The organism is Frigoribacterium sp. VKM Ac-2859 (genome assembly GCF_013204925.1).
In the GTDB taxonomy this organism is placed as follows: Bacteria; Actinomycetota; Actinomycetes; order Actinomycetales; family Microbacteriaceae; genus Frigoribacterium.
Window position 1 is genome coordinate 368,399 of sequence record NZ_JABMLC010000002.1, and the last position, 22,536, is coordinate 390,934.

Consider the following 22,536-nt stretch of genomic DNA (forward strand, 5'->3'; position numbering starts at 1 on the left):
GATGGGAACGCAGCACCGTGGCCACGAACGACGAAGTCGACCTGATCATCGACGCCTGGGCCCGCGAGCGCCCCGACATCGACTTCGCACCCCTCGACGTCTTCTCGCGCCTCCGCCGCCTGTCGCGGCGCCTCGACCGCATCCGCAGCGAGGCGTTCGCCCATGCGGGCCTCGAGATCTGGGAGTTCGACGTGCTCTCGGCCCTCCGTCGGGCCGGCGACCCCTTCCAGCTGAGCCCGAAGCACCTCGTCACGGCGACCATGGTCACGAGCGGCACCATGACGAACCGACTCGACCGTCTGGTCGAGCGCGGCCTCGTCGAACGCCACGGCGACCCGAGCGACGGCCGCGGTGTGCTGGTGCGCGTGACCGAGGACGGCATCGCGCGGGTCGACGCCGCCATGCTGAGCCTGGTCGACGCCGAGAGCGCACGGCTGCACTCGCTGTCACCCGCCCAGCAGGCCCAGCTCGCCGACCTGCTGCGGCTCGTCGGCGACGAGTTCAGCTAGCAGCGTCGGGCCGGTCGGGAGTCAGCTCGAGAACGCCGAGCTCGGCAGGTCCTTCTCGCCGTCGACGATCGCCCGCACGATCCGCTCGGCCACCGCGTCGGGGTCGAGGGTCGCACCGAACGCCGGCGCCTTCCCGGCGACCGCCCGCGTGGCGAGGCCGGTGTCGGTGTGCCCCGGGCGCGCGTCGAGCACGCGGATGCCGTCTCGCCGGTACTCGCGTCCGGCGGCCGACGCGAAGGACGCCAGGGCCGCCTTGGACGCCGAGTAGGCGGCCATCCCCACGGTCGCGGCCTCGGACACGACGCCGCTGATCGTCACGACGAAGGGTTCGCGACCGGCCGCCGCGGACTCCGCGAGGGCGGCGTGCGCGGCACGCACCAGACGGATGGGTCCGAGAGCGTTCGTCTCGACGAGTTCGTCGAGCGTGTCGTCGTCGAGGTCCTTCGCCGCTCCGAACGCGACGACGCCCGCGGCGACCACGACGCCGTCGAGGCGTCCGTGCTGGTCGAGCGCCGACCGGACCAGCGCCGCGCCTCCCGACCGGTCACGCAGGTCGGCGAGGTAGGCGCCGGGGCCCGAGAGCGACTCGGGTCGTCGGGCCGCGCGGACGACGACGGCCCCCTCGTCTTCGAGCATCGCCGCGAGAGGCTGCCCCAGTCCGCCGGACGCACCGGCCACGAGCACCACGGCTCCGTCGAGATCGGTCATGCCGCCGACCCTACGCGCGCGTCCCGGGGGGACGCCGGGGCGAGGGACCGCAGGAGGCGCGGGTCGCGTCAGGCGGACGCGCGCACCACCAGCTCGGTCGGCAACGTCATGGCGGCCGGCTTCTCGCCGTCGATGACCTGCAGGAGCAGGCGCACCATCTCGCTGCTGATGCGGTCGAACGGTTGACGCATGGTCGTGAGGGCCGGCGACGTCGCGGTCGCGACGCTCGAGTCGTCGAAGCCCGCGACCGCGACGTCGTCGGGCACGAGCCGCCCCGCGGCCGTCAGGGCGTCGATCGCCCCGGCGGCCATGCGGTCGTTGGCGGCGAAGACGGCGTCGAGGTCCGGCCGTTCGGCGAGCAGGGACTGCATCGCGACGCGGCCGCTCTCACGCCCGTAGTCGCCGTGGCGCACGAGCGAGTCGTCGGCGTCGTCGCCCAGCTCGGCCCGGTAGCCCTCGAGGCGGGTGATGCCGCCGGGGGTGTCGGCGGGGCCGGCGATCGTGGCGATCTGCCTCCGCCCCAGGCCGCGGAGGTACGCGACCATCTCGCGCGCGCCCTCGCGGTCGTCGGCGGCCACCCACCCCATCTTCTTCTCGTGGCCGATCGGGATGCCGCAGGCGATCGCGGGGACCCCCGACTCGACCACGTCGGCGAGCAGCCTTCCGCCGCTGTGCGCGGAGACGAGCAGGACGCCGTCGACGTGCCCGGCCCCGATGTAGGCCAACGCCCGCTGCTGTTCGGCAGGCGACCCGGCCATGATCAGCACGAGCGAGACGTCGCGCTCGGCGAGCGCCGAGGCCGCCCCCCTCAGCAGGATGGAGAAGTTCGGGTCCTCGAAGAGCTGTTCGTGGTCCTCGGTGAGCAGGAAGGCGACCGAGCCGGTGCGGTTCGTCGCGAGGCTACGCGCGTGCGGGTTGACGCGGTACCCGGTGGCCTTGATGGCGGCGTCGACCGCGGTCTTGGCCTCGGGGCTGACCCACCGGCCGCCGTTCAGGGCCCGCGACACCGTGCCCCGCGAGACGCCGGCGGCGGTCGCGACGTCGTCGATGGTCGGTCGGCCACGGCCGGTCGTGCTGCTCACGCGGCCAGCATAGGGTGCGGCGACCGCCGGGCCGGCGGTGCGCTCCGCCCCGCCGGCACGACCGGTCGTCCAGGCCGCACTACTTGACCGCGCCGGCCGCGAGGTCGACCTTCCAGAACCGCTGCAGCACGAGGAAGATCGCGATGAGCGGGATCACGGAGAGCAGGGCACCCGTGATGACGAGCGTGTACAACGCCGGCGCCGAGGCCCCCTGGTTGAGCAGTCCGTTGAGTCCCACCGTGAGCGGGAACAGCGAGTCGTCGCCGAGCATGATGTACGGCAGCATGAAGTTGTTCCAGATGGCGACGTACTGGAACAGGAAGATCGTCACGAGCCCGGGCAGCAGCATCGGCACGGCGATCCTCGAGAAGATGCCCATCTCGCGGGCCCCCTCGGTGCGCGCGGCCTCGATCACGTCGGTGGGCACGGCGGCCGCGGCGTAGATGCGGGCGAGGTAGATGCCGTAGGGGCTGATGATCTGCGGCAGCAGCACGCCCCAGAAGGTGTTGGTCAGGCCGACGTTCGCGAGCAGGAAGTACTGCGGGATCGCCAGGATGACGCCGGGCACGAGCACGCCCATCAGCAGCACGTTGAAGACGACCTTCTTGCCCGGGAACTCGAACTTCGCGAGCACGTAGCCCGAGAGCGCCGAGACGAAGGTCGAGGCGATCGCGCCGAGGCCGGCGTAGAGGGCCGTGTTGAGCATCCATCGCCAGAACAGCCCGTCGCGGTACTGCGTCAGGGCGACGACGTTGTCGAGCAGGTGACCGCTCGGCGCCAGGGTGAAGGTCGAGAAGAGCTCGCCGCCGTCCTTGGTCGAGGCCATGACGACCCAGAGCACCGGGAACAGGCAGTAGACGGCGCCGATCAGCAGCAGCACCGTCGAGACGACGCTCGGCCGTCCGGCGTGCAGGCGCGGTGCGGACGGGTCGCGCGGCACCCTGCCCGAGGGACGGCGGTTCGTCGAGGAGGCGCGGGTCGGGTCGGGCACCGGGGCCGTGGCGTCTCGGGAGCCGTCGAGGTCGATGGTGGTCATGGTCAGTCCTCCTGGCCGAATGCGCGCTTCTGGACGACCCGGAGGAAGAAGAAGCTGACGATGAAGGTGGCGAGCGCGATGACGACCGAGGTCGCCGCCGCCGAGTAGATGTCGTCGCGGGTGAAGGCGTCGCGGTAGACGAGCATGAGCGGCGACCAGCTGGTCGACAGGCTGTTCGTGAGCGGACGGAGGGTGGTCGGCTCGGCGAACACCTGCAGGGTGGCCACCATCGAGAACAGCGCGGTCATGACGAGCGCCGGCGCGACCATGGGGATCTTGATGCGCAGGGCGATCTGCACCTCGCTGGCACCGTCGAGGCGGGCGGCCTCGTAGACGTCGGTCGGCACGGCCTTGAGCGAGGTGTAGATGACGATCATGTTGAAGCCGACACCGCCCCAGAGGGCGATGTTGGCGATCGCGAACAGCACGGTTCCCGAGCCGAGCACCCCGTCGACGTCCCAGCCGAGCCGGTCGAACACGTAGTAGAAGGGGCTCACGGCCGGGAGGTAGAGGAAGCCCCAGAGCAGCGAGCTGATCACGGCGGGCACCGCGTAGGGCAGGAAGATGGAGACCCGCGAGAAGGCGGTGGCCCGCGTGCGCTTCGAGTCGAGCAGCAGGGCGAAGAGCAACGCGAGGCCGAGCATGCACGGGATCAGCACGACGCCGTAGAGCAGGACGCGACCCACGCTGGAGGCGAACTCGGGGTCGGTGAGAGAACCGACGTAGTTCTCGAACCCGGCGAACACCTGGCTCTCGCCGCCCGAGCCGAGCCCCAGGCCGACGACCTGTTTCTTCTGGAAGCTGAGGAACAGCGTGTAGACGATGGGCGCCGCCATGAACAGCACGAACAGCACGATTCCGGGGGCCAACATGGCGTAGGGGGTCAGCACCCGCGTGCGGAAGCTGCCGTTGCCCTTGCGGGTCGCCGGGCGGGGCGCCTCGCGACCGGCCGACGACCGCGGAGGGCCGGACCCGTCGGTTCGCGGGCTGAGGGGGGTGAGGGTGTCGGCCATGCCGTGTCCTTGGGTCGAGACGGGTGTGACGGAGGGGTGACGGGGCGGGCGGGGCGACCCCGACCGCCCCGCCCGATGTCGCTACTTGACCGAGAAGCCGCTCTTGGTCAGGTCGTCGACGGTGATCTTCTGCATGGCCGCGACCGCGTCCTCGAAGGCCGCCTGCGTCTTGGCGTCGGCCGCCTTGGCGAACTCGTCGTTGTAGGCGCTGAAGGCCACGTTGACGTTCGGGCCGTAGGTGAACGGCTGCACCGACTCGGACGCCTCGGCGGCGATGTCGTAGAAGTCGTCCTGCTGGCTGAAGAACTCGGGGCTGGTGGTCAGCGCGTCCGAGGCCGCGTCGGTGGCCGCCGGGTAGACGCCGGCGATGTCGGCGAGCGCCGCCACGGCCGTGGGGTCGGTGTTGAGCCACGTCGCGAACTCGACCGCCGCCTCCTTGTGCTCGGACTGGGTCGTCACGGCCGTGGTCGAGCCGCCCCAGTTGCCGTCCGCCGGCTTCGAGGCGTCCCACTGCGGCATCGGGGCCGCGGTCCACTTGCCGGCGGTGTCGGGGGCGTTGCCGCCCAGCACGCCCGGCGCCCAGACCGAGCTGATCCAGCCGACCTGGCTGCCGTCGTTCAGACCGGCGTTCCACTCGGGCGTGTACATCGGCTTGTTGTCGATCGCTCCGCTCTCGACGAGCCCGCCCCAGTACGAGGCGACCTTCTCCGTCGGGCCGCCCTCGATGTCGACGCCCCAGCTGTCGCCGTCGATCGACCACCACGAGGCCCCGGCCTGCTGCGTGAGGCCGGCGAACCAGCCGGCGTCGTTGGCCGAGAAGGTGCCGAGGTACTTCGTCGGGTCGGCGGCGTGGAGCTTCGTGGCGACGTCGGCGTACTCGTCCCACGTGGTCGGGACGCTCAGGCCGTACTGGTCGAGGACGTCGGTGCGGTAGTACGCCATCATCGGGCCGGAGTCCTGCGGGATGGCGTAGACGCCGTCACCGCCGAGGGTGACCGACGACCAGGTGCCCTCCGAGAAGTCCCCTTCGAGGTCGGCGGCACCCTGGTCGGAGATGTCGGCGAGCGCGTCCGAGGACACGAGCGTCGGGATCTTCTGGTACTCGGCCTGGATCAGGTCCGGTGCGCCGCTCCCGGCCTTGATGGCGGTGAGCAGCTTGGTGATGGCCGGGTCTCCGCCGTCCTGTTTGTTGACGGTGACCTGGATGTCGGGGTTGTCCTGGTTCCAGAGGTCGACGACCTTGTCGAGGTTCGGGGCCCAGGCCCAGTAGCTGAGCTCGACGGGACCGTCGTCGGCCGCGCCTCCCCCGGCGCCGGAGCACCCGGCGGTGAGCAGTAGGGCGGCGGTCGCGACCGTGGCGACACCGAGACGGCGGAATGAGCTGCGCATTCGTCCTCCTTGAGGAAAGCAAGAGCTGTGGTGGGGGCGGGACAGCGCGTGCTTCGGAGAACCACGTCGCTGTGCCTGTGAGCGGTTACAGTTACGCACAGCGGTTTTCGCTTGTCAACACCGTTACGGGCCCTTTCGCCGCTCGATACCGGTGTGTTACAACTGGGAGCGCACACAGTCAAAGGAGATCACCGCATGTCACTCGAGCTCGACGCCCGACCCACGCCCCAGGCCACCACGACCTGGCTGGCCGGCCGAGCCGACCTGCGCTACGGCGGCGACTACAACCCCGAACAGTGGCCGCGCGAGGTCTGGCTCGAGGACATCGCCCTGATGAAGCAGGCGGGCGTCAACCTGGTCAGCGTCGGCATCTTCTCGTGGGCCCTGCTCGAACCCCGCGAGGGCGAGTACGACTTCGGTTTCCTCGACGACATCCTGGGCCTGCTGCACGACGCCGACATCGACGTCGACCTGGCCACCCCGACGACCGTCCCGCCGGCCTGGTTCTGGAAGGCCTACCCCGACTCCCACCCGGTCACGCGGGACGGCGTCACCCTGGGTCGCGGCTCCCGCGGCATGGTCAGCCCGAGCAGCCCCGACTACCGCCGGGCGGCCCTCGCGATCACCGAGCGGCTGGCCGAGCGCTACGCGAACCACCCCGCGGTCGTGCTCTGGCACGTCCACAACGAGTACGGCGCCCCGATCAGCGAGGACTACGGCCCCCACTCGGTGCTCGCCTTCCGCACCTGGCTCGAGGAGAAGTACGTCACCCTCGACGCGCTCAACGAGGCCTGGGGCACCCGCTTCTGGGGCCAGACCTACGGCGAGTGGGACGAGATCGACGCCCCGCGCACCTCGGCCACGGTCGTGAACCAGACCTCGCGCCTCGACTTCGCCCGCTTCACCTCCGACGCCCTGCTGGCCTGCTTCACCGCCGAACGCGACGCGATCAAACGACACGCGCCGCACCTCCCGGTCACCACGAACTTCATGGCCACGAACTGCCCCTCGATCGACTACTGGAGGTGGGCCCGCGAGGTCGACGTCGTCGCGAACGACCACTACCTCGTGGCCGAGCGCCGCGACAACCACGTGCTGCTCGCCATGGACGCCGACCTCACCCGTTCGCTCGCCGGCGGTGCCCCGTGGATGCTGATGGAGCACTCGACCTCGGCCGTCAACTGGCAACCACGCAACATCGCCAAGCGCCCCGGCGAGCTCGCCCGGAACGCCGCGAGCCACCTGGCCCGGGGCGCCGACGCGATCCTGTTCTTCCAGTTCCGGGCGTCGCGGTACGGCGCCGAGAAGTTCCACTCCGCGATGCTGCCGCACGCCGGCACCTCGACCCGCACCTGGCGCGAGGTCGTCGACTTCGGCGCCGACCTGGGTCGGCTCTCGGCCGTCCGCGGCAGCCGGGTGGAGGCGCGGGTCGCGATCCTCTGGGACGTCGAGTCCTTCTGGGCCCACGACCTCGAATGGCGGCCGTCGGTCGAACTCCAGCACCGCGAGCGCGTCGTCGCCTGGTACTCCGCCTTGTGGCACCTCGGCGTGACGGTGGACTTCCGCCACCCGCACGACGACCTCTCGGGCTACGACCTCGTGCTCGCCCCCTCGCTGTACCTGGCCGACCGGCGGACGACCGACGGCCTCGGCGCGTTCGTCCGCGAGGGCGGCACCTTCGTCGCGTCGTACTTCTCGGGCGTCGTCGACGAGAACGACACCGTCCACGCCGGTGGTGCACCCGGCGCCCTGCGCGAGGTGCTCGGCCTCTCGGTGCCCGAGTTCCTGCCCCTGTACGCCGACCAGGTCGTCACCCTCGACGACGGCACGACGGGCACGGGCTGGTCCGACGACATCGTGCTCGAGGGCGCCGTGGCGGTCGCGAGCTACGTCGACGGCCCGGCGGCGGGAGGTCCGGCGGTCACCCGCCACGCCCACGGCGACGGCTCGGCCTGGTACGTCTCGACGCGCACGACCGGGGCCGACCTCGAGGGTCTCGTCCGGTCGGTGCTCGACGACGCCGGGGTGCCGCTGCCGGTGGACCACCCCGAGGGGCTCGAGGTCGTCGTGCGACACGGGGACGACGTCGACTTCACCTTCCTGGTCAACCACGCCGAGACCGCGACCGACGTCGTGGTCGGTCAGGGCACCGAGCTGATCACCGGCGACGCCGTCGACGGCCGCGTGGGCGTCCCCGCCGGTGCGGTCCGCGTCGTGAGCCGCCCGCGCGGCTGAGCCGCGAGGCGACCGCAGGAGGCGCGGTGCCGGCGTCGAGACCGGCACCGCGCCTCCTGCGCCCCACCGTCCCGAACCCCGTACCGCCCCCGCAGCACCCGCCCCACCGATCGTCAAGGAGGACGACGCGATGACACGACCCACCACCACACCCCGGCCCCACGTCGACCGGAGGGGCCGGCGCGGTCTCGCCGTCGGCGCCGCCCTCGCCACGGCGGCCCTGGGAGCCGGCCTGCTGTCGGGCGCCCCCGCGACCGCGGTGCCCGGCGGCCCGGCTCCTCGCCCCGTCGTCGTGCAGGACCCCGGCTTCGAGCACGGCGCGACGGGCTGGGTCTCGAAGGGGTCGGGCACCACGACGCTCGAGGCGGGTGGGCACGACTCGGCCACGCGCCTGACACACCTGCTGTCGACGGCCGGCACGGCCACGACCAGCCAGAAGCTCAAGAAGGTGACGCCTGGGTGGTGGACCTTCTCGGCCTGGGTGAAGAGCGGTGGCGGCCTGGCCTCGAGCACGCTCTCGCTGACCGGGTGCGGCACCGGCTCGAGCAAGGACGCCGCGGCGACGACGGTGATCCCCTCGACCGAGTCCGACGACGGGTGGCTGCGCCTCTCGGTCTCGGCCGAGGTGACGCACAGCCAGTGCACTCCGACGTTCACCACGAGTGGTGCGGCCGGTGCCTGGGCGAGCATCGACGACGTCACCGTCACGCCCGGGCGGGTGACGCGCGACGTGCGGGGTGCCGACCTGTCGGGTCTGCCCCGCAACGAGGATCGCGGAGCCGTCTACCTCGACGCCGCCGGCCGCCCCACCGACCCGGTGACGCAGCTGGCGGACCACGGGGCGAACATGGTGCGGCTGAAGGTCTGGGTCGACCCGACCGACGGCTACAACGACCAGGACGACGTCGTCGCGATGGCGGCGCGGGTGAAGGCGGCGGGCATGCAGCTGCTCGTGGACTTCCACTACAGCGACCGGTGGACCGACCCGGGCGCCCAGACCATGCCGAGGGCCTGGCTCGGGCTGAGCGCCCCCGAGGTCGCCACGAGGATTCACGACCACACCCGCGGCGTGCTCGACGCCCTCGCCGCCGAGGGGATCACGGCGGACGCCGTGCAGGTCGGCAACGAGATCAACCCCGGCATGGTCTGGCCGCTGGGCCAGACCTGGGACGTCGACCCGAGCGACGGCGTCAGCGGTGCGCAGTGGAGCAACCTGGCCATGTTCCTCACGGCCGGAGCGACGGCGGTGAAGGAGGTCTCGCCCACGACGCAGGTCGTGCTGCACCTGACCAACATCAACGCCGGCGTCGACGGCCTCACCTGGTGGTTCGACGAGGCGACCTCACGCGGCGTGCCGTTCGACCTGATCGGCCTGTCGTACTACGGCTACTGGCACGGCGGGCTGTCGGGCATGCAGCAGGCGGTCACGACGCTGTCCGAGCGCTACGACCGCGACGTCCTGATCGTCGAGACGTCGTACCCCTGGACGCTCGAGGACGACCCCGACCACCTCTGGGAGAACGTCGTCGTCGACCCGTCGCAGCTCGTCGCGGGCTACCCCGCGACGCCCGAGGGGCAGGCCGCGAACTTCCGTGCGATCCAGGACGTCGTGGCCTCGGCCCCGGGCGGCCGCGGAATCGGCGTCGTCGCGTGGGAGCCCGCGTGGACCGCGGTCGACGGTGCCGGGTGGGACCCGGACGACCCGACCTCGGGCAACGCGTGGGAGAACCAGGCGATGTGGGACCACGACGGTCGCCCGCTGCCCGCACTCGACGAGTACGCGGCCGACTGAACCGGGCGAACGCCGGGTGATCCGGCGGGCGGTGGTCGTCGCGGCACCCGGTCTCCCCCCATAGTGGGCACATGCCCCGCACGCCCGAGCCCCTGGCACGCCTCTCCCGTCGAACGGTCCTGTTCGGCGTCGGCGGCGTCGCCGTCCTCGGGACGGCCGCCGTCGCCCTCGGGTTGCGTTCCGCGCGACTGAGCGAGGAGGCGCCGGTCACCCGAGCCGCGCCTCCTCGGCCCGTCGACGCCCTCCTGGCGGCTCGGCCCTTCACCGTCGCCCACCGCGGCGGGTCCGGCGACTGGCCCGAGATGTCGATGTTCGCCTACCGGCAGTCGGTGGCCGCCGGGGTGGACGGGCTCGAGGTGTCGCTCTCCCGCACCTCGGACGGCGTCTGGTTCGGACTGCACGACGAGACCCTCGACCGCACCTCGGGCACGACCGGGTTCGTCCCCGCCGACCACACGTGGAGCGAGGTGCAGCAGTACCGCATCTCGGCGGCCGAGACGAACGACCCCGAGCAGTCCGACCAGCCGTACGCCCGCTTCGACGAGATCGTGCGCGAGTTCGGCCGGGAACACGCCCTGTTCGTCGACCCGAAGTACGTCGACGCCCGCTTCTACCCCGAGTTGTTCGAGATCGCATGGATGCACCTCGGGACGTCGGAGGTGGCGCAGACGCTCGTCGGCAAGGGGTACTGCACGCAGACCGAGTGGGGCGACCTCGCCGCCTCCGAGGGGTGCGCGACCTGGGGGTACTACTACGCCGACGAGCTGGCGGCCGACCCCGAGCTGCTCACCCGGACCTCCGCCAGCTGGAGCATGCTGGGCCTCGACTGGTCCGCCCCGGCCGCGACCTGGGCGACGATGACGGCCACCGGCAAGCCGGTCCTCGGCCACATCGTGTCCGACCTGGACGCCGCTCGCGCCGCACTCGACGGGGGTGCGTCCGGGCTCGTCGTCTCGGGCGTCGCCGAGGTCGTCCGGCAGCTGACGACCGAGGGCTGAGCCCGGCCGCACGCGGACCCGACCCGCGCCCGGCGCACCGCGCCCGGCGCGCCGCGGCTCAGGCGGCGGTGACGACCACGCGCTCGGGACGGTCGGCGTCCGCGCAGAAGACCAGACGCCGCGTGGCGACCTTGTCGGCGAAGAACCGGTCGTGGCTGACGACGACGACCGCCCCGGGGAAGTGCTGCAGCGCCCGCTCCATGACCTGGGCGCTCGGCACGTCGAGATGGTTGGTGGGCTCGTCGAGCAGCAGCACCGAGGCCCCCGAGAGCAGGCACTGCGCCATCGCGACGCGGGCCCGCTGACCACCGGAGAGCGCGCCGATGCGCTTCTTGAGATCGGCCTCGCTGAACTGGAACATCGCGAGGAACCGCCCGACCGACTTCCGCGTCGCGGTCAGGGCGAGGCTGTCGGGCATCGCGTTGACCGAGTGCGTGACGGTGTCGTCGTCGTCGAGCTCGGCCAGCACCTGGTCGTACGAGACCACCTTGACCCCGCCCGCCCACGCGGCCCGACCGGCGTCGGCGCGTTCTTCCCCCGTCAGCACCCGCAGCAGCGTGCTCTTGCCGCTGCCGTTCGCCCCCGTGATCACCAGGCGGTCGCCGCGCCGCAGCTCGAACGTGAGGTCGTCGAAGAGCGTCCGGTCGTCGCGGGCCTTGCCGAGACCGTCGACCCGGCACAGGACGTCCTTGACGTGCAGGCCCGAGTAGATCTCGGTGATGATCTGGTCGACGGGGCGGGGTGCCCGCGACTTCTTGACCTTGGCGAGCTGCTTGAGCAGGTCGCCGCCGTCCTGGCGCTTGGCGGCCTTGGCGGCGTCGCGGCGGTCCGAGATGCCCTCGGCCTCGAACGCGAGCAGCTCGGACTCGTGCACGAACTGCTGCTCGAGGCTCTTCAGCCGGAACTGTTTCTGCACGACGTACTCGGCGAAGTCCCCCGGGTAGTCGTGCAGGTGGAAGTTCTCGACCTCGACGATGCGGGTGACGACCGCGTCGAGGAAGCTGCGGTCGTGCGAGACGACCACGGCCGCGCCGTGGAAGTCGCGGAACCACGACTCGAGCCACTCGACGCCGGCCACGTCGAGGAAGTTCGTGGGCTCGTCGAGCAGCAGCACGTCGGGGTCCTCGAGGACGATCTTCGCGAGGGCCGCCCGGTTGCGCCAACCACCGCTGAGGTCGTCGATCGGGCTGGTGCGGTGCGCGTCGCTGAATCCGAGCACGCTCAGGGCCGTGTCGATGCGGCGCGGGTACTCCCAGCCGTCGACCCGGTCCATCTCGGCGAACAGTTCGGACTGTCGGTGGATCAGCTGGTCGAGGGCGTCCCCGCCGTCGGGGTCCATCGCGACCACGGCGATGTCGGCGTCGATCTGCGCCAGGTCGGCCTCGATCGCCCGCTCGTGGGCGAAGAGCCCGGTCAACACCTCGACGATGGTCTGCGTGCCGTCGAGCTCGGAGAACTGCGAGAAGTACCCCACCCGGACGCCCTGCTCGAGCGTGACCGTGCCCTCGTCGGGCTGCACCTGGTCGAGCATCAGCTTGAGCAGCGTGGACTTGCCGCTGCCGTTGCGACCGACGATCCCCACGCGCTCCTTCTCGTCGAGGCGGAAGAACGCCTCGCGCACCACCGGGGTGCCGTCGAAGCGGACGGTCACGTCGTTCAGTCGGATCAGGCTCATGCGTCGATCCTCGCAGGCCGACGGAACACCCGGCGCCGCCCGGTTGTTGTCGTGAGAGGCATCGAGGCGACCGCGGGCACCCGACCCATCCGATCGCACCGACGCCGACGAACAGGAGGCATCATGTCGGACCAGTACCGGAAAGACCCCGAGGCGGTCGCCCGCCTCACCTCGACCCAGCGCCGCGTGACCCAGGGCGGTGGCACCGAACCCGCCTTCCGCAACGAGTTCTGGGACTCGAAGGACGCGGGCATCTACGTCGACGTCGTCTCGGGCGAGCCCCTGTTCGCCTCGGTCGACAAGTTCGACAGCCGCACCGGCTGGCCGAGCTTCACGCGACCCATCGACGCCGAACACGTCGTCGAGAAGCGCGAGGGCTTGTTCTTCAAGCGCACCGAGGTGCGCTCGACCGCCGGGGACAGCCACCTCGGCCACGTCTTCCGCGACGGACCCACCGCCACCGGCGGGCTGCGGTACTGCATCAACTCGGCGGCTCTCCGCTTCATCCCCTACGCCTCACTCGAAACCGAAGGATACGGTGCCTACATGACGCTCTTCTCCCCCGAATCCACCCCTGCCCCCAGCGGCACGACCGAGACCGCGATCCTCGCCGGCGGCTGCTTCTGGGGCGCCCAGCAGCTGCTCCGCCGCCGACCGGGCATCGTCTCGACCCGCGTCGGCTACTCGGGCGGCAGCGTGCCGAACGCGACGTACCGCAACCACCGCGGCCACGCCGAGGCCGTCGAGATCGTGTTCGACCCGGGTCTGACCTCGTACCGCGAGATCCTCGAGTTCTTCTTCCAGATCCACGACCCGTCGACGAAGGACCGCCAGGGCAACGACGTCGGCGACAGCTACCGCTCGGCGATCTTCTACGCGGACGACGAGCAGCGCGCGACGGCCCTCGACACCATCGCCGACGTCGACGCGTCCGGCCTCTGGCCCGGCAAGGTGGTCACCGAGGTCACCCCGGCCGGCGACTTCTGGGAGGCCGAAGAAGAGCACCAGGACTACCTCGAGAAGGACCCCTACGGCTACACCTGCCACTTCGTCCGTCCGGGCTGGGTGCTGCCGAAGCGCGACCAGCAGGTCGCCGCGGGCTGACGCCCGTCAGGCCCTGAGGAGGCGCGGTGCCCGTTCGTCGGGCACCGCGCCTCCTTGCGTCGGTGGCTCCTCAGCCCCAGAGGCGTGTGACGATCGATCCCATGAGGTCGTCGGTCGGGAAATTCCGTTGCGACACCGTGACGACGACGTCGTCGCGCACCAGCACGGTGTTCGCGATGTCGACGCCGTACATCGGGTCGGTCGTGACGTACTGGCAGAGCGAGCCGCCGTACGCCTCGGAGCAGTCGTAGACCACGCCGTCCAGCCAGAAGACCGAGGTGGGTTCGCGTCCCTCGGCGAGCCAGGCGGGATACGCCTCGGCCGTCGCGGCGTCCACCGTGCTGACGTCGGCGAAGAGGCCCGTGATGTCGGCCCGCACGTCGGCCCAGCCACAGCGGAGCACCTGGGCGGACGCCACGACGTCCCTCAGGTCGGCGTCGGCGTCGGGTGCCGTGGGAGCGACCTGTCCCATCGGCTGACCGAAGTAGGCGGGATCGTTGAGGGGGGCGTCGCCCATCGTGGCGGCGTAGGTCGCGGCGTCCACCAGGTCGGTGCAGTCCGTCGGGATCGACACGGGCCGCGTCGTCGGAGTCCCCGTCGGGGTCTCCGACGGGGTCGCGGTGGCCTCGGGCGAAGCGGCGACGTCGGTCGCCGGGGCGGTCGGACCGGACGTCGACGCGCCCGCTCCACCCGTCGCCGGCGTGCAACCGGCCAGCAGTCCGGCCAGCGCCAGACCGACGAGGGCGGTGTTCACGGAACGCTTCATGGTCGTCTCCCCCTAGGAGGCCGATGCCGGACCGGTCTGTCGGCTGATCTCTCCAGCCTAACGACAACGACACGAGGAAGCCTCGGCTCCGAGGACGACATCGGATCATCCTCCGGGATGGCCTCGCCCCGAGGACGCCGGTCGAGGGCAGGTCTAGGCTCGCGGCGTGGACGCGGGTGGCAGGGCATGACCGGGGACGCCGGGTTCGACGCCGTCCTGCTCGCCGGGGGTCGCGCCTCCCGGGTGCACGGTGCCGACAAGACCGGCTTCACGAGTGGCGACGCGACGCTCCTCGACCGGGCCGTCCAGGCGGCGTCCGGAGCCCGGACCCTCGTCGTGGTCGGCCTGCGCGACGGTCGGGTGCCGCCCGCCGGAGCCCTGCTCACTCGTGAGGAGCCCGCCTGGTCCGGGCCGGTGGCCGCCCTCGCGGCCGGTCTCGCCGTCGTCGGCGACCCGGCACCGTGGGCACTCGTGCTGGCCTGCGACCTGCCGCGGGCGCCCGAGGCCGTGGCGGCCCTCCTCGCCGGCGGCGCCGAGGACGACGAACACCGGGACGGTCGGCTCGCCGTCGACTCGGACGGGCGACGTCAGCCACTGCTCGCTGTCTACCGGACCGACGCCCTGCGGACGCGACTCCGAGGGCTGCGGGCCGACGGCCCCCTCGAGGGCCTGTCGCTCCGCCGTCTGCTCGACGGGCTCGACCTGCTCGAGGTCCCCGTGCCCGACGCGCTCTGCGCCGACGTCGACACCGTCGCCGACGCCGACCGCCTGGGTGTCGTCCGGCGCGAGGCCGACGCGACTGGTTGAGTGTCGACCATGACCGACACACCTGCCGAACTCGACGCCTGGGCCGCACGACTCGTCCGGGCACTGGGCCTGCCCGACGACTTCGTGGTCGACGTCCCCGTGGTTCTCGACCTCGCCCGCGACGCGGCGCACGGCGTCGCCCGCCCGGCCGCCCCGCTGACGACGTTCCTCGTCGGCTACGCCGCGGGGCTCGCCGGCGGCTCGCAGTCCGAGCTGGACCGGGCGACCGCGACCGCCACCGCCCTGGCCACGGCCGAACCGGCGTGACGGTCCGGCGGGCCGACTGGCGGGTGGCCCGCGCCGAGGCGTCCGACGCCGCGCGGGCCCTGCCCCGCGACCTCGAGACCGTCGTGCTCGCCGACGCGGTCGGTCGCACGCTGGCCCGGGACGCCACGAGCCTCGCGCGCGTGCCCGGCTTCGACGTCTCGGCGATGGACGGCTGGGCGGTCGCCGGCGAGGGCCCCTGGCGACTCGGCCCGTCGATCGTCGCGGGCCGGGTCGCCGACGACGACGGGTCGCTGCCGCCCGGGGTCGCGCGACCGGTCACCACGGGCGCCGTCGTCCCGGACGGGACGGACCGGGTGCTGCGCTCGGAGTCCGGGCACGTGGCCGACGGCGTCCTGACGGCCGACGACGACCGCCGCCGCCCGCCGCACGTCCGGCGGACCGGAGAAGAGATCGACCGCGGCGACGCCCTGATCACCGCGGGCACGCTCCTCACCCCGCCCCGCGTCGCCGTGCTGGCCCTCGGCGGGCACGATGCCGTGCCCGTGGTGACCCGCCCGACGGTGGCCCTGGCCGTGCTCGGCGACGAGGTCGTGGCCGAGGGCGTGCCCGAGCGCGGCACGGTCCGCGACGTGTTCTCGGTGCCGGTGCCGCGCCTCCTCGGCTCCCTCGGCACGGCGTCCGCGACCACGACGCGGGTGGCCGACGACCTCGACACGACGATCGCCGCCCTCGACCGCCCGGACCGTCGCCTCGTGGTGACGACCGGCGGCACCGCGCACGGCCCGACCGACCACGTCCGCGCCGCCCTCGACCGGCTGGGCGCCGAGCTGGTGGTCGACGGTCTCGCGATGCGTCCGGGGCAGCCCCTGGTCGTCGCGCGCCGCGGCGACACGGTCTACCTGTGCCTGCCGGGCAACCCGATGGCCGCCTACGTGGGGCTCGTGGTCGTGGGGACCGCGGTGGTGGACGGCCTCCTCGGGAGGCGACCCGCGCCTCCCGGGTCCGTCACGCTCGCCGTCGACGTGGCCCACCCCCGACCCGGCGCGCTCGTGCAGGCGTACCGGGCGACCCCGGACGGAGCCGTGCCGACCGAGCGACAGTCGTCGGCGATGCTGCGCGGCCTGGCCGACGCCGACGGGCTGCTCGTCGTGCCCGAGGGCGGGGCGCGGGCGGGCGACGTCGTCCCCTCGCTCGGCCTCCCGTGGTGAGTCACGGGCCCCGCCGGCTTTCGATTCCGGGGTTCGAGGGGTAGACCTGACCCATGGCACGCATCACGTCCCGCAAACCGGTGACCCGCATCACGGTCGGCGACGACGGCAGCGCCGGCGTCCGCAAGACCATGGACACCCTCGCGGTCGAGGAACCCCTCGAGATCCGCGTCGGCGGCACGTCGCTCGCCATCACCATGCGCACGCCCGGTCACGACTTCGACCTGGCCGCGGGGTTCCTCGTGTCCGAGGCCGTCATCTCGACCGGTGACGAGTTCTTCGCCGCCCGCTACTGCGCCGGGGCCACCGCCGAGGGGCTCAACACGTACAACGTGCTCGACGTCACGCTCGCGCCCGGGGTGCCGGCGCCCGACCCGAGCCTCGAGCGGGCGTTCTACACGACCAGCTCGTGCGGGCTGTGCGGCAAGGCCTCGATCGACGCCGTCCGCACGACGTCGCAGCACGACGTGCGGCACGACCCCCTCGTCGTCGACCCCGCCCTGCTCGCCACCTTCCCCGACCGCCTGCGCGAGGGCCAGGACGTGTTCGAGAAGACCGGCGGGCTCCACGCCGCGGCACTCTTCGACGGCCGCACGGGCGAGCTGCTCGTCCTGCGCGAGGACGTCGGTCGGCACAACGCCGTCGACAAGGTCGTCGGCTGGGCCGTCAAGGAGGCGCGGCTGCCGTTGGGCGGGACCGTCCTGATGGTCTCGGGTCGCGCCTCGTTCGAGCTCACGCAGAAGGCGTCGATGGCCGGCATCCCGGTGCTCGCCGCCGTGTCGGCACCGTCGTCGCTCGCCGTCGACCTCGCGACCGAGCTGGGCGTCACGATCGTGGGGTTCCTCCGCGGCCGGTCGATGGTCGTCTACTCGCGACCGGACCGGTTGGGCGAGCCCGACGGGACCGAGCCGCCGGCCCACTCGCGCGATGTCGACAACGCGACCCGCGCCTCCTCGTCCCCCGACGCTGCTCACGCCGCCGACGCCCACGCCCCCGACTCCCCCGGCGGCGCGACGCGCGCCTCCTCGCCCGTCCCCCTGACGATCGGAACCAGACCGTGACCGAGAAACCCCCCGTCTCCGACGTGACCGACGCCGACATCGAGGTCGGCCCCCCGCGCGAGTGGGCCGCCGGCGTGCCCGGCGTGCTGCACTCGATGGACCCGGCCATCAAGCAGCTCGGGCTGGCCCGCACCGTCAAGCTCATGACGTCGCTGAACCAGAAGGACGGCTTCGACTGCATGAGCTGCGCCTGGCCCGACCCGAACCACCGCAAGGTCGCCGAGTTCTGCGAGAACGGCGCCAAGGCGGTCACCTGGGAGGCCAACCCGGTGCTCGTGCCCGACACGTTCTGGGCCGAGCACTCGGTGACCGACCTGCTCGACAAGACCGAGTACTGGCTCGGCATGCAGGGCCGCCTCACCAAGCCCGTGCACAAGCCCGCCGGCAGCGACCACTACCGCGAGGTGTCGTGGGACGAGGCGTTCCGCATCGTCGGCGACAAGCTGAGGTCTCTCGACAGCCCGGACGAGGCGTCGTTCTACACCTCGGGCCGCACCTCGAACGAGGCGGCCTTCGCGTACCAGCTGTTCGTGCGCGCCTTCGGCACGAACAACCTGCCCGACTGCTCGAACATGTGCCACGAGTCGACGAGCCTCGCCATGGCCGAGGTGGTCGGCATCGGCAAGTCGACCATCGCCTACGACGACTTCGAGCAGGCCGACCTGATCGTCATCCTCGGGCAGAACCCGGGCACCAACCACCCGCGCATGCTGACGGCCCTCGAGGACGCCAAGCTCAAGGGCGCGAAGATCGTGGCGGTCAACCCGCTGCCCGAGGCCGGCCTGCGTCGCTACAAGAACCCGCAGCTGCCGCGCGGCGTCGCGGGTCGCGGCACGGAGATCGCCGACCAGTTCCTGCAGATCCGGCTCGGCGGCGACATGGCGCTGCTGCAGGCCGTCGCCAAACGCGTCCTCGAGGCCGAGGACGCCGCCCCCGGCACGGTGCTCGACCACGAGTTCCTGGCCGAGCACACCGTCGGGCTCGAGGCCTTCCGCGAGCACATCGCGCAGGTCGACGACGACGAGGTGCTGCTCGCGACCGGGCTCGACCGGGCCGAGATCGACGAGCTGGCCGACCGCTACCTGGCCTCGGACCGCGTGATCATCACCTGGGCGATGGGCATCACGCAGCACCGCAAGGCCGTCGACACCATCAAGGAGATCATCAACCTGCTGCTCCTGCGCGGCAACATCGGCAAGCCGGGTGCCGGCGCCTCGCCGATCCGCGGGCACAGCAACGTGCAGGGCGACCGCACGATGGGCATCTGGGAGCAGGTCTCGGACGAGTTCCTCGACGCCCTGCAGAAGGAGTTCCGCTTCGACCCGCCGCGCGAGCACGGCGTCGACGCCCTCAAGGGCATCAAGGCCATGCAGGAGGGGCGCATCAAGTTCTGGATGGGCATGGGCGGCAACCTCGTGGCCGCGATCTCGGACACCCAGCTCGCCGAGGCCGCGATGCGCGGGACCGACATGACCGTCCAGGTGTCGACGAAGCTGAACCGCTCGCACGCCGTGGTCGGCGCCGAGGCGCTCATCCTGCCGACGCTCGGCCGCACCGAGATCGACGTGCAGGAGGCCGGGCCGCAGTTCGTCTCGGTCGAGGACACCGTGTGCTCGGTGCACGGCAGCCACGGCCAGGTGCCGCCGGTCGCGCCCGACCTGCTCAGCGAGGTCGCCATCGTCAGTCGCCTGGCACGGGCGACGCTCGGCGACCGGGCCGACCTCGAGATCGACTGGAAGGGCTTCGAGGACGACTACGACACGCTGCGCGACCACATCAGCCGGGTCGTGCCGGGCTTCGAGCGCTACAGCGAGCGGGTGCGCAGCCGCGACGGCTTCGTGCTGCCGAACGGGCCGCGCGACTCGCGGACCTTCGCGACGAAGGTCGGCAAGGCGATGATCACGGTCAACGACCTCGAGCACGTCGAACGCCCCGAGGGGACGCTGCTCCTGCAGACCCTGCGCTCGCACGACCAGTACAACACCACCATCTACAGCCTCAACGACCGCTACCGCGGCATCAAGAAGGGTCGGCACGTGGTCTTCGTCAACCCGCTCGACCTCGACGACCTCGGGCTCACCGACGGCCAGAAGGTCGACGTCTCGACGGTCTGGACCGACGACGTCGAGCGGGTGCTCCGCGACTACCGCATCGTCGCCTACCCCACGGCCCGCGGGTGCGCCGCCGCGTACTTCCCCGAGGCGAACGTGCTCGTGCCGCTCGACAGCGCGTCGATCGGCAGCAACACCCCGGTGTCGAAGGCCGTGCTGGTGCGGGTGACGCCGGCGGCGGTGCCGGTCGGGGTCTGACCCCGGGTCGGCCCGTCGCCGGGCGGCGCCGTCCGAGCCGGCCCGGTCGGGTCAGCGGGCGGCGGCGCGGACGGCGGTGACGGCCGCGGCCACGCCACCGTCCCAGGGGGCGCCGTGGCCCGGCAGCACCCAGGTCGCGCCGGTCCCGAGCAGGGCGTCGAGCGAGGCGAGGGCCTGCTCGGGCTCGTCGGTGAACGGAGCCGGTGCGGGCCCGACGTGCCCGGTCGTCACGTGGCGCGTGGTCAGGGCGTCGCCCACGAAGACGGCGTCGACGCCCGGGACGAACACGGCGATGCTGCCTTCGGAGTGCCCGGGCATCGGGATGATCCGAGGCGCACCCGGCAGGTCGAGCGTCTCGCCCCCGTGCACCTCGACGACCTCGGTGAGCCACGCGGTCCTCGCCCCGCCCTTGCGCAGGCTGTAGCCGGCGAACCCCAGCAGGGGGCCGAGCTTCATCGGCGGCATGCCGTTCCCCGGCTTCGGCCCGCCCTTCGCCCGCGAGGCGTCGGCGGCGTGGACGTACACGGGCACCCCGTGTTCGCGACGCAGCCGCTCGGCGAAGCCGACGTGGTCGGAGTCACCGTGGGTGAGGACGACGCCCTTCACGTCGTCGGGGGTGCGTCCGACGGCGGCCAGCTCGGAGACGAGTTCGGACCAGAGGCCGGGCAGACCGGCGTCGATCACGGTCACGCCCTCGGGCGTGACGACGAGGTACGCGGCGACGATGTCGTTGCCGATGCGGTGGAGGGAGGGGGCGAGTTCCATGATGGCTACGATAGTTAGCCATCATGGCTATTGTCAATAGCTATACTCGACGGATGCCCACACCCGACCGCACCTCACCCGACGCCATCCTGCTCGCCGCGCGCGAGCTGCTCGAGGCCGACGGTCCGTCCGGCCTCACGATGGCCGCGGTCGCGGCACAGGTCGGCGTGCGTGCCCCCTCGCTCTACAAGAGGGTCGAGAACCGGGAGGCGCTGCTGCGGTCGGTCGCGGAGGCCACCCTCACCGACCTGGCCGCGCGGCTCGACGGGGCGGGGTCGCCCCGCGAGGTGCTCGACGCCTTCCGGGCCTTCGGGCACGAGCACCCGGCCGCGTTCCAGCTGGTCATGACGCCCGGGCCCGGCGTCCCCACCGCGCGCCGCGAGTTCGGCGCCGCGGCGAGCGCCGCCGCCCTCCGGGTCGGCGAGCAGCTCGTCGGGCCGGAGCGGGCCCTCGACGCCGCCCGCACGCTCACGGCGTGGGTGGCGGGCTTCGTCATCATGGAGCTCAACGGCGGCTTCCAGCTGGGCGGCGACGTCGACGGGGCGTGGGACTTCGGGGCCGGGCGCGTCCTCGCGGCCCTCGCCGCGCCTCCTGCGGTCTGAGCCGCCCCCACGACCGCCCGGCCTGCGGCTCCGCTCAGTCGAGCGGTGCGTGCGGGTACGAGGAGGCGCGGTGCTGGAACTCGAGGATCGCCTCGTTCTCGACCCGCCCCTCCGCGATCTCGACGGCGCGGCGGATGGTGTCGGACGCCGCCCACGAGGTCGGTCCCTCCATGACGGTGCGCAGGAAGGGCAGGAGGGCTTCGCTGATCTCCCACGTCGTGGAGTTCCAGAGCAGCGACGGGCTGTGGTCGACGGCGTAGTAGTTCGTGGTGGCGCCCACCGTGACGAGCGGCTCGGCGAACGTCGTGGCGCGGGCCCAGTCGAAGCCCATGCCCTCGTCCACCGAGACGTCGACGATGAGGCTGCCGGGGCGGAAGGCGTCGAGATCGGTCTCGCGCAGGTAGGTGAGCGGGGCGTTCGGGTCCTGGAGGGTGCAGTTGACGACGATGTCGGCGGCGGCGAGGAACGGAGCGAGGGCGACCGGCCCGTCGGGGGTGTTCACGGTGCTGGCGCCGGGCGTCTCGGGGTCGTGTTCGAACTGGAAGATGTCGACCGACGGGATCGGCGAGCCGACGGCGGCGATGTTGCGGTTCGTCAGGACGCGCACGTCGTGGATGCCGTGGGCGTTGAGGGCCGTGACGGCGCCGCGGGCGGTGGCGCCGAAGCCGATGACGACGGCGCTGAGGCGACGGCCGTAGTCGCCGGTCGAGCCGCAGAGCTGGAGGGCGTGCAGCACCGAGCAGTAGCCAGCGAGCTCGTTGTTCTTGTGGAAGACGTGCAGGCCGTAGCCGCCGTCGGACTGCCAGTGGTTCATGGCCTCCCACGCGATGAGGGTGAGCCGTTTGTCGATGGCGAGCTGGGTGATCTCGCGGTCCTGGACGCAGTGCGGCCAACCCCAGAGGGTCTGACCGTCGCGCAGGCCCTCGAGGTCGGCGGCCTGGGGCTTCGGCAGCAGGACGACGTCGCTGTCCGCGACGATCTGCTCGCGGTCGGCCATCGCCACGAGGGGCTCGAGGTCGGCGTCGGGGATGCCGAAGCGCAGGCCGTAGCCGCGCTCGAGGGTCATGCTCGCGCGCAGGTCGGCGTCGATGCGGTCGAGGTGGGCGGGGTGGATCGGCAGGCGCCGCTCGTCGGGCTTGCGCGAGGTGGCCAGGACGCCGAGGCGCAGCAGTGCGGGGGCGCCGGAGGTGGTGCCGGTGGGCGGGGAATCCGTTTGGCTCATGCTTGAGAGTAGATGAGTGGCGCTCGC

20 protein-coding genes are annotated in these 22,536 nt (G+C 72.1%); 11 read left to right on the plus strand and 9 right to left on the minus strand.

Features of this window, described 5'->3' with window-relative positions; translation table 11 throughout:
• Window positions 1-17 precede the first annotated feature (17 nt).
• Complete coding sequence (locus HQQ78_RS09600) at window positions 18-509, plus strand: MarR family winged helix-turn-helix transcriptional regulator (RefSeq protein ID WP_043596034.1); 492 nt, start codon at window positions 18-20, stop codon at window positions 507-509.
• 21 nt (window positions 510-530) lie between these two features.
• Here HQQ78_RS09600 and HQQ78_RS09605 read toward each other — a convergent pair whose 3' ends face one another.
• The 5 genes from HQQ78_RS09605 to HQQ78_RS09625 all read right to left on the minus strand — a co-directional run bounded on the left by HQQ78_RS09605 (window position 531) and on the right by HQQ78_RS09625 (window position 5,737).
• Window positions 531-1,217, minus strand: a complete 687-nt coding sequence (locus HQQ78_RS09605) for an SDR family NAD(P)-dependent oxidoreductase (protein WP_173152782.1) — start codon at window positions 1,215-1,217, stop codon at window positions 531-533.
• Between the two features lie 68 nt (window positions 1,218-1,285).
• The gene (locus HQQ78_RS09610; RefSeq protein ID WP_173152785.1) at window positions 1,286-2,299 is read right to left on the minus strand and encodes a LacI family DNA-binding transcriptional regulator; all 1,014 of its coding nucleotides are present in this window, start codon (window positions 2,297-2,299) and stop codon (window positions 1,286-1,288) included.
• Window positions 2,300-2,378: 79 nt separating this feature from the next.
• Complete coding sequence (locus tag HQQ78_RS09615) at window positions 2,379-3,335, minus strand: carbohydrate ABC transporter permease (RefSeq protein ID WP_173152788.1); 957 nt, start codon at window positions 3,333-3,335, stop codon at window positions 2,379-2,381.
• Between the two features lie 2 nt (window positions 3,336-3,337).
• A complete protein-coding gene (locus HQQ78_RS09620; RefSeq protein ID WP_173152791.1) occupies window positions 3,338-4,348 on the minus strand; it encodes a carbohydrate ABC transporter permease in 1,011 nt (336 codons plus the stop codon).
• An 81-nt stretch (window positions 4,349-4,429) separates the two neighbouring features.
• Window positions 4,430-5,737, minus strand: a complete 1,308-nt coding sequence (locus HQQ78_RS09625) for an ABC transporter substrate-binding protein (protein ID WP_173152794.1) — start codon at window positions 5,735-5,737, stop codon at window positions 4,430-4,432.
• 195 nt (window positions 5,738-5,932) lie between these two features.
• Between HQQ78_RS09625 and HQQ78_RS09630 the strand changes: the two genes are divergently transcribed.
• The 3 genes from HQQ78_RS09630 to HQQ78_RS09640 all read left to right on the plus strand — a co-directional run bounded on the left by HQQ78_RS09630 (window position 5,933) and on the right by HQQ78_RS09640 (window position 10,762).
• Window positions 5,933-7,972 carry a beta-galactosidase gene (locus HQQ78_RS09630; protein WP_173152797.1) on the plus strand — a complete coding sequence of 680 codons (2,040 nt, stop codon included), beginning with the start codon at window positions 5,933-5,935 and terminating at the stop codon, window positions 7,970-7,972.
• A gap of 130 nt (window positions 7,973-8,102) precedes the next feature.
• Window positions 8,103-9,764, plus strand: a complete 1,662-nt coding sequence (locus tag HQQ78_RS09635) for a glycosyl hydrolase 53 family protein (protein ID WP_173152800.1) — start codon at window positions 8,103-8,105, stop codon at window positions 9,762-9,764.
• 71 nt (window positions 9,765-9,835) lie between these two features.
• Window positions 9,836-10,762: a glycerophosphodiester phosphodiesterase family protein gene (locus HQQ78_RS09640; RefSeq protein ID WP_173152803.1), complete on the plus strand. Its 927-nt coding sequence runs from the start codon at window positions 9,836-9,838 to the stop codon at window positions 10,760-10,762.
• 58 nt (window positions 10,763-10,820) lie between these two features.
• Here HQQ78_RS09640 and HQQ78_RS09645 read toward each other — a convergent pair whose 3' ends face one another.
• Entirely contained in the window at window positions 10,821-12,437 is a 1,617-nt protein-coding gene (locus tag HQQ78_RS09645) for an ABC-F family ATP-binding cassette domain-containing protein (RefSeq protein WP_173152806.1), read from the minus strand.
• A gap of 123 nt (window positions 12,438-12,560) precedes the next feature.
• On the opposite strand from HQQ78_RS09645, the gene HQQ78_RS09650 reads away from it, so the two are divergent.
• Complete coding sequence (locus tag HQQ78_RS09650; protein WP_173152809.1) at window positions 12,561-13,541, plus strand: bifunctional methionine sulfoxide reductase B/A protein; 981 nt, start codon at window positions 12,561-12,563, stop codon at window positions 13,539-13,541.
• Window positions 13,542-13,611: 70 nt separating this feature from the next.
• Here the strand turns inward: HQQ78_RS09650 and HQQ78_RS09655 are convergent, their stop codons facing one another.
• Window positions 13,612-14,307 carry a hypothetical protein gene (locus HQQ78_RS09655; protein WP_173152812.1) on the minus strand — a complete coding sequence of 232 codons (696 nt, stop codon included), beginning with the start codon at window positions 14,305-14,307 and terminating at the stop codon, window positions 13,612-13,614.
• A 186-nt stretch (window positions 14,308-14,493) separates the two neighbouring features.
• On the opposite strand from HQQ78_RS09655, the gene HQQ78_RS09660 reads away from it, so the two are divergent.
• Genes HQQ78_RS09660 through HQQ78_RS09680 form a run of 5 tightly spaced genes read left to right on the plus strand, consistent with a single transcriptional unit; the run spans window position 14,494 to window position 19,920 of the window.
• Window positions 14,494-15,114: a molybdenum cofactor guanylyltransferase gene (locus HQQ78_RS09660; RefSeq protein ID WP_173152815.1), complete on the plus strand. Its 621-nt coding sequence runs from the start codon at window positions 14,494-14,496 to the stop codon at window positions 15,112-15,114.
• Window positions 15,115-15,123: 9 nt separating this feature from the next.
• The gene (locus tag HQQ78_RS09665) at window positions 15,124-15,381 is read left to right on the plus strand and encodes a DUF6457 domain-containing protein (protein WP_216844323.1); all 258 of its coding nucleotides are present in this window, start codon (window positions 15,124-15,126) and stop codon (window positions 15,379-15,381) included.
• A complete protein-coding gene (locus HQQ78_RS09670) occupies window positions 15,378-16,550 on the plus strand; it encodes a molybdopterin molybdotransferase MoeA (RefSeq protein WP_173152818.1) in 1,173 nt (390 codons plus the stop codon). Before HQQ78_RS09665 ends, HQQ78_RS09670 begins: the two co-directional genes overlap by 4 nt.
• A gap of 53 nt (window positions 16,551-16,603) precedes the next feature.
• The gene (fdhD, locus tag HQQ78_RS09675; RefSeq protein ID WP_216844324.1) at window positions 16,604-17,611 is read left to right on the plus strand and encodes a formate dehydrogenase accessory sulfurtransferase FdhD; all 1,008 of its coding nucleotides are present in this window, start codon (window positions 16,604-16,606) and stop codon (window positions 17,609-17,611) included.
• Window positions 17,608-19,920: an FdhF/YdeP family oxidoreductase gene (locus HQQ78_RS09680; RefSeq protein ID WP_173152821.1), complete on the plus strand. Its 2,313-nt coding sequence runs from the start codon at window positions 17,608-17,610 to the stop codon at window positions 19,918-19,920. The genes fdhD and HQQ78_RS09680 overlap by 4 nt, the downstream gene beginning before the upstream one ends.
• A gap of 51 nt (window positions 19,921-19,971) precedes the next feature.
• On the opposite strand, the gene HQQ78_RS09685 is transcribed toward HQQ78_RS09680, so the two are convergent.
• On the minus strand, window positions 19,972-20,685 hold the full coding sequence (locus HQQ78_RS09685) for an MBL fold metallo-hydrolase (protein WP_123571582.1): 714 nt from the start codon (window positions 20,683-20,685) through the stop codon (window positions 19,972-19,974).
• A gap of 53 nt (window positions 20,686-20,738) precedes the next feature.
• Here HQQ78_RS09685 and HQQ78_RS09690 point away from each other — a divergent pair, with 53 nt between their 5' ends.
• The gene (locus tag HQQ78_RS09690) at window positions 20,739-21,287 is read left to right on the plus strand and encodes a TetR/AcrR family transcriptional regulator (RefSeq protein WP_173152824.1); all 549 of its coding nucleotides are present in this window, start codon (window positions 20,739-20,741) and stop codon (window positions 21,285-21,287) included.
• A gap of 34 nt (window positions 21,288-21,321) precedes the next feature.
• Here the strand turns inward: HQQ78_RS09690 and HQQ78_RS09695 are convergent, their stop codons facing one another.
• Window positions 21,322-22,509, minus strand: coding sequence for a N(5)-(carboxyethyl)ornithine synthase (locus tag HQQ78_RS09695; RefSeq protein ID WP_159825653.1), 1,188 nt, complete (start codon window positions 22,507-22,509; stop codon window positions 21,322-21,324).
• Window positions 22,510-22,536: the final 27 nt, after the last annotated feature.

Coding starts and splice junctions, on each gene's coding strand:
- HQQ78_RS09685 (WP_123571582.1), bottom strand. CDS start 20,685: ATGGAACTCGCCCCCTCCCTCCACCGCATCGGCAACGACATCGTCGCC.
- HQQ78_RS09695 (WP_159825653.1), bottom strand. CDS start 22,509: ATGAGCCAAACGGATTCCCCGCCCACCGGCACCACCTCCGGCGCCCCC.
- HQQ78_RS09690 (WP_173152824.1), top strand. CDS start 20,739: ATGCCCACACCCGACCGCACCTCACCCGACGCCATCCTGCTCGCCGCG.
- HQQ78_RS09620 (WP_173152791.1), bottom strand. CDS start 4,348: ATGGCCGACACCCTCACCCCCCTCAGCCCGCGAACCGACGGGTCCGGC.
- HQQ78_RS09640 (WP_173152803.1), top strand. CDS start 9,836: ATGCCCCGCACGCCCGAGCCCCTGGCACGCCTCTCCCGTCGAACGGTC.
- HQQ78_RS09605 (WP_173152782.1), bottom strand. CDS start 1,217: ATGACCGATCTCGACGGAGCCGTGGTGCTCGTGGCCGGTGCGTCCGGC.
- fdhD (WP_216844324.1), top strand. CDS start 16,604: ATGGCACGCATCACGTCCCGCAAACCGGTGACCCGCATCACGGTCGGC.
- HQQ78_RS09615 (WP_173152788.1), bottom strand. CDS start 3,335: ATGACCACCATCGACCTCGACGGCTCCCGAGACGCCACGGCCCCGGTG.
- HQQ78_RS09635 (WP_173152800.1), top strand. CDS start 8,103: ATGACACGACCCACCACCACACCCCGGCCCCACGTCGACCGGAGGGGC.
- HQQ78_RS09655 (WP_173152812.1), bottom strand. CDS start 14,307: ATGAAGCGTTCCGTGAACACCGCCCTCGTCGGTCTGGCGCTGGCCGGA.
- HQQ78_RS09625 (WP_173152794.1), bottom strand. CDS start 5,737: ATGCGCAGCTCATTCCGCCGTCTCGGTGTCGCCACGGTCGCGACCGCC.
- HQQ78_RS09630 (WP_173152797.1), top strand. CDS start 5,933: ATGTCACTCGAGCTCGACGCCCGACCCACGCCCCAGGCCACCACGACC.
- HQQ78_RS09665 (WP_216844323.1), top strand. CDS start 15,124: ATGACCGACACACCTGCCGAACTCGACGCCTGGGCCGCACGACTCGTC.
- HQQ78_RS09645 (WP_173152806.1), bottom strand. CDS start 12,437: ATGAGCCTGATCCGACTGAACGACGTGACCGTCCGCTTCGACGGCACC.
- HQQ78_RS09650 (WP_173152809.1), top strand. CDS start 12,561: ATGTCGGACCAGTACCGGAAAGACCCCGAGGCGGTCGCCCGCCTCACC.
- HQQ78_RS09660 (WP_173152815.1), top strand. CDS start 14,494: ATGACCGGGGACGCCGGGTTCGACGCCGTCCTGCTCGCCGGGGGTCGC.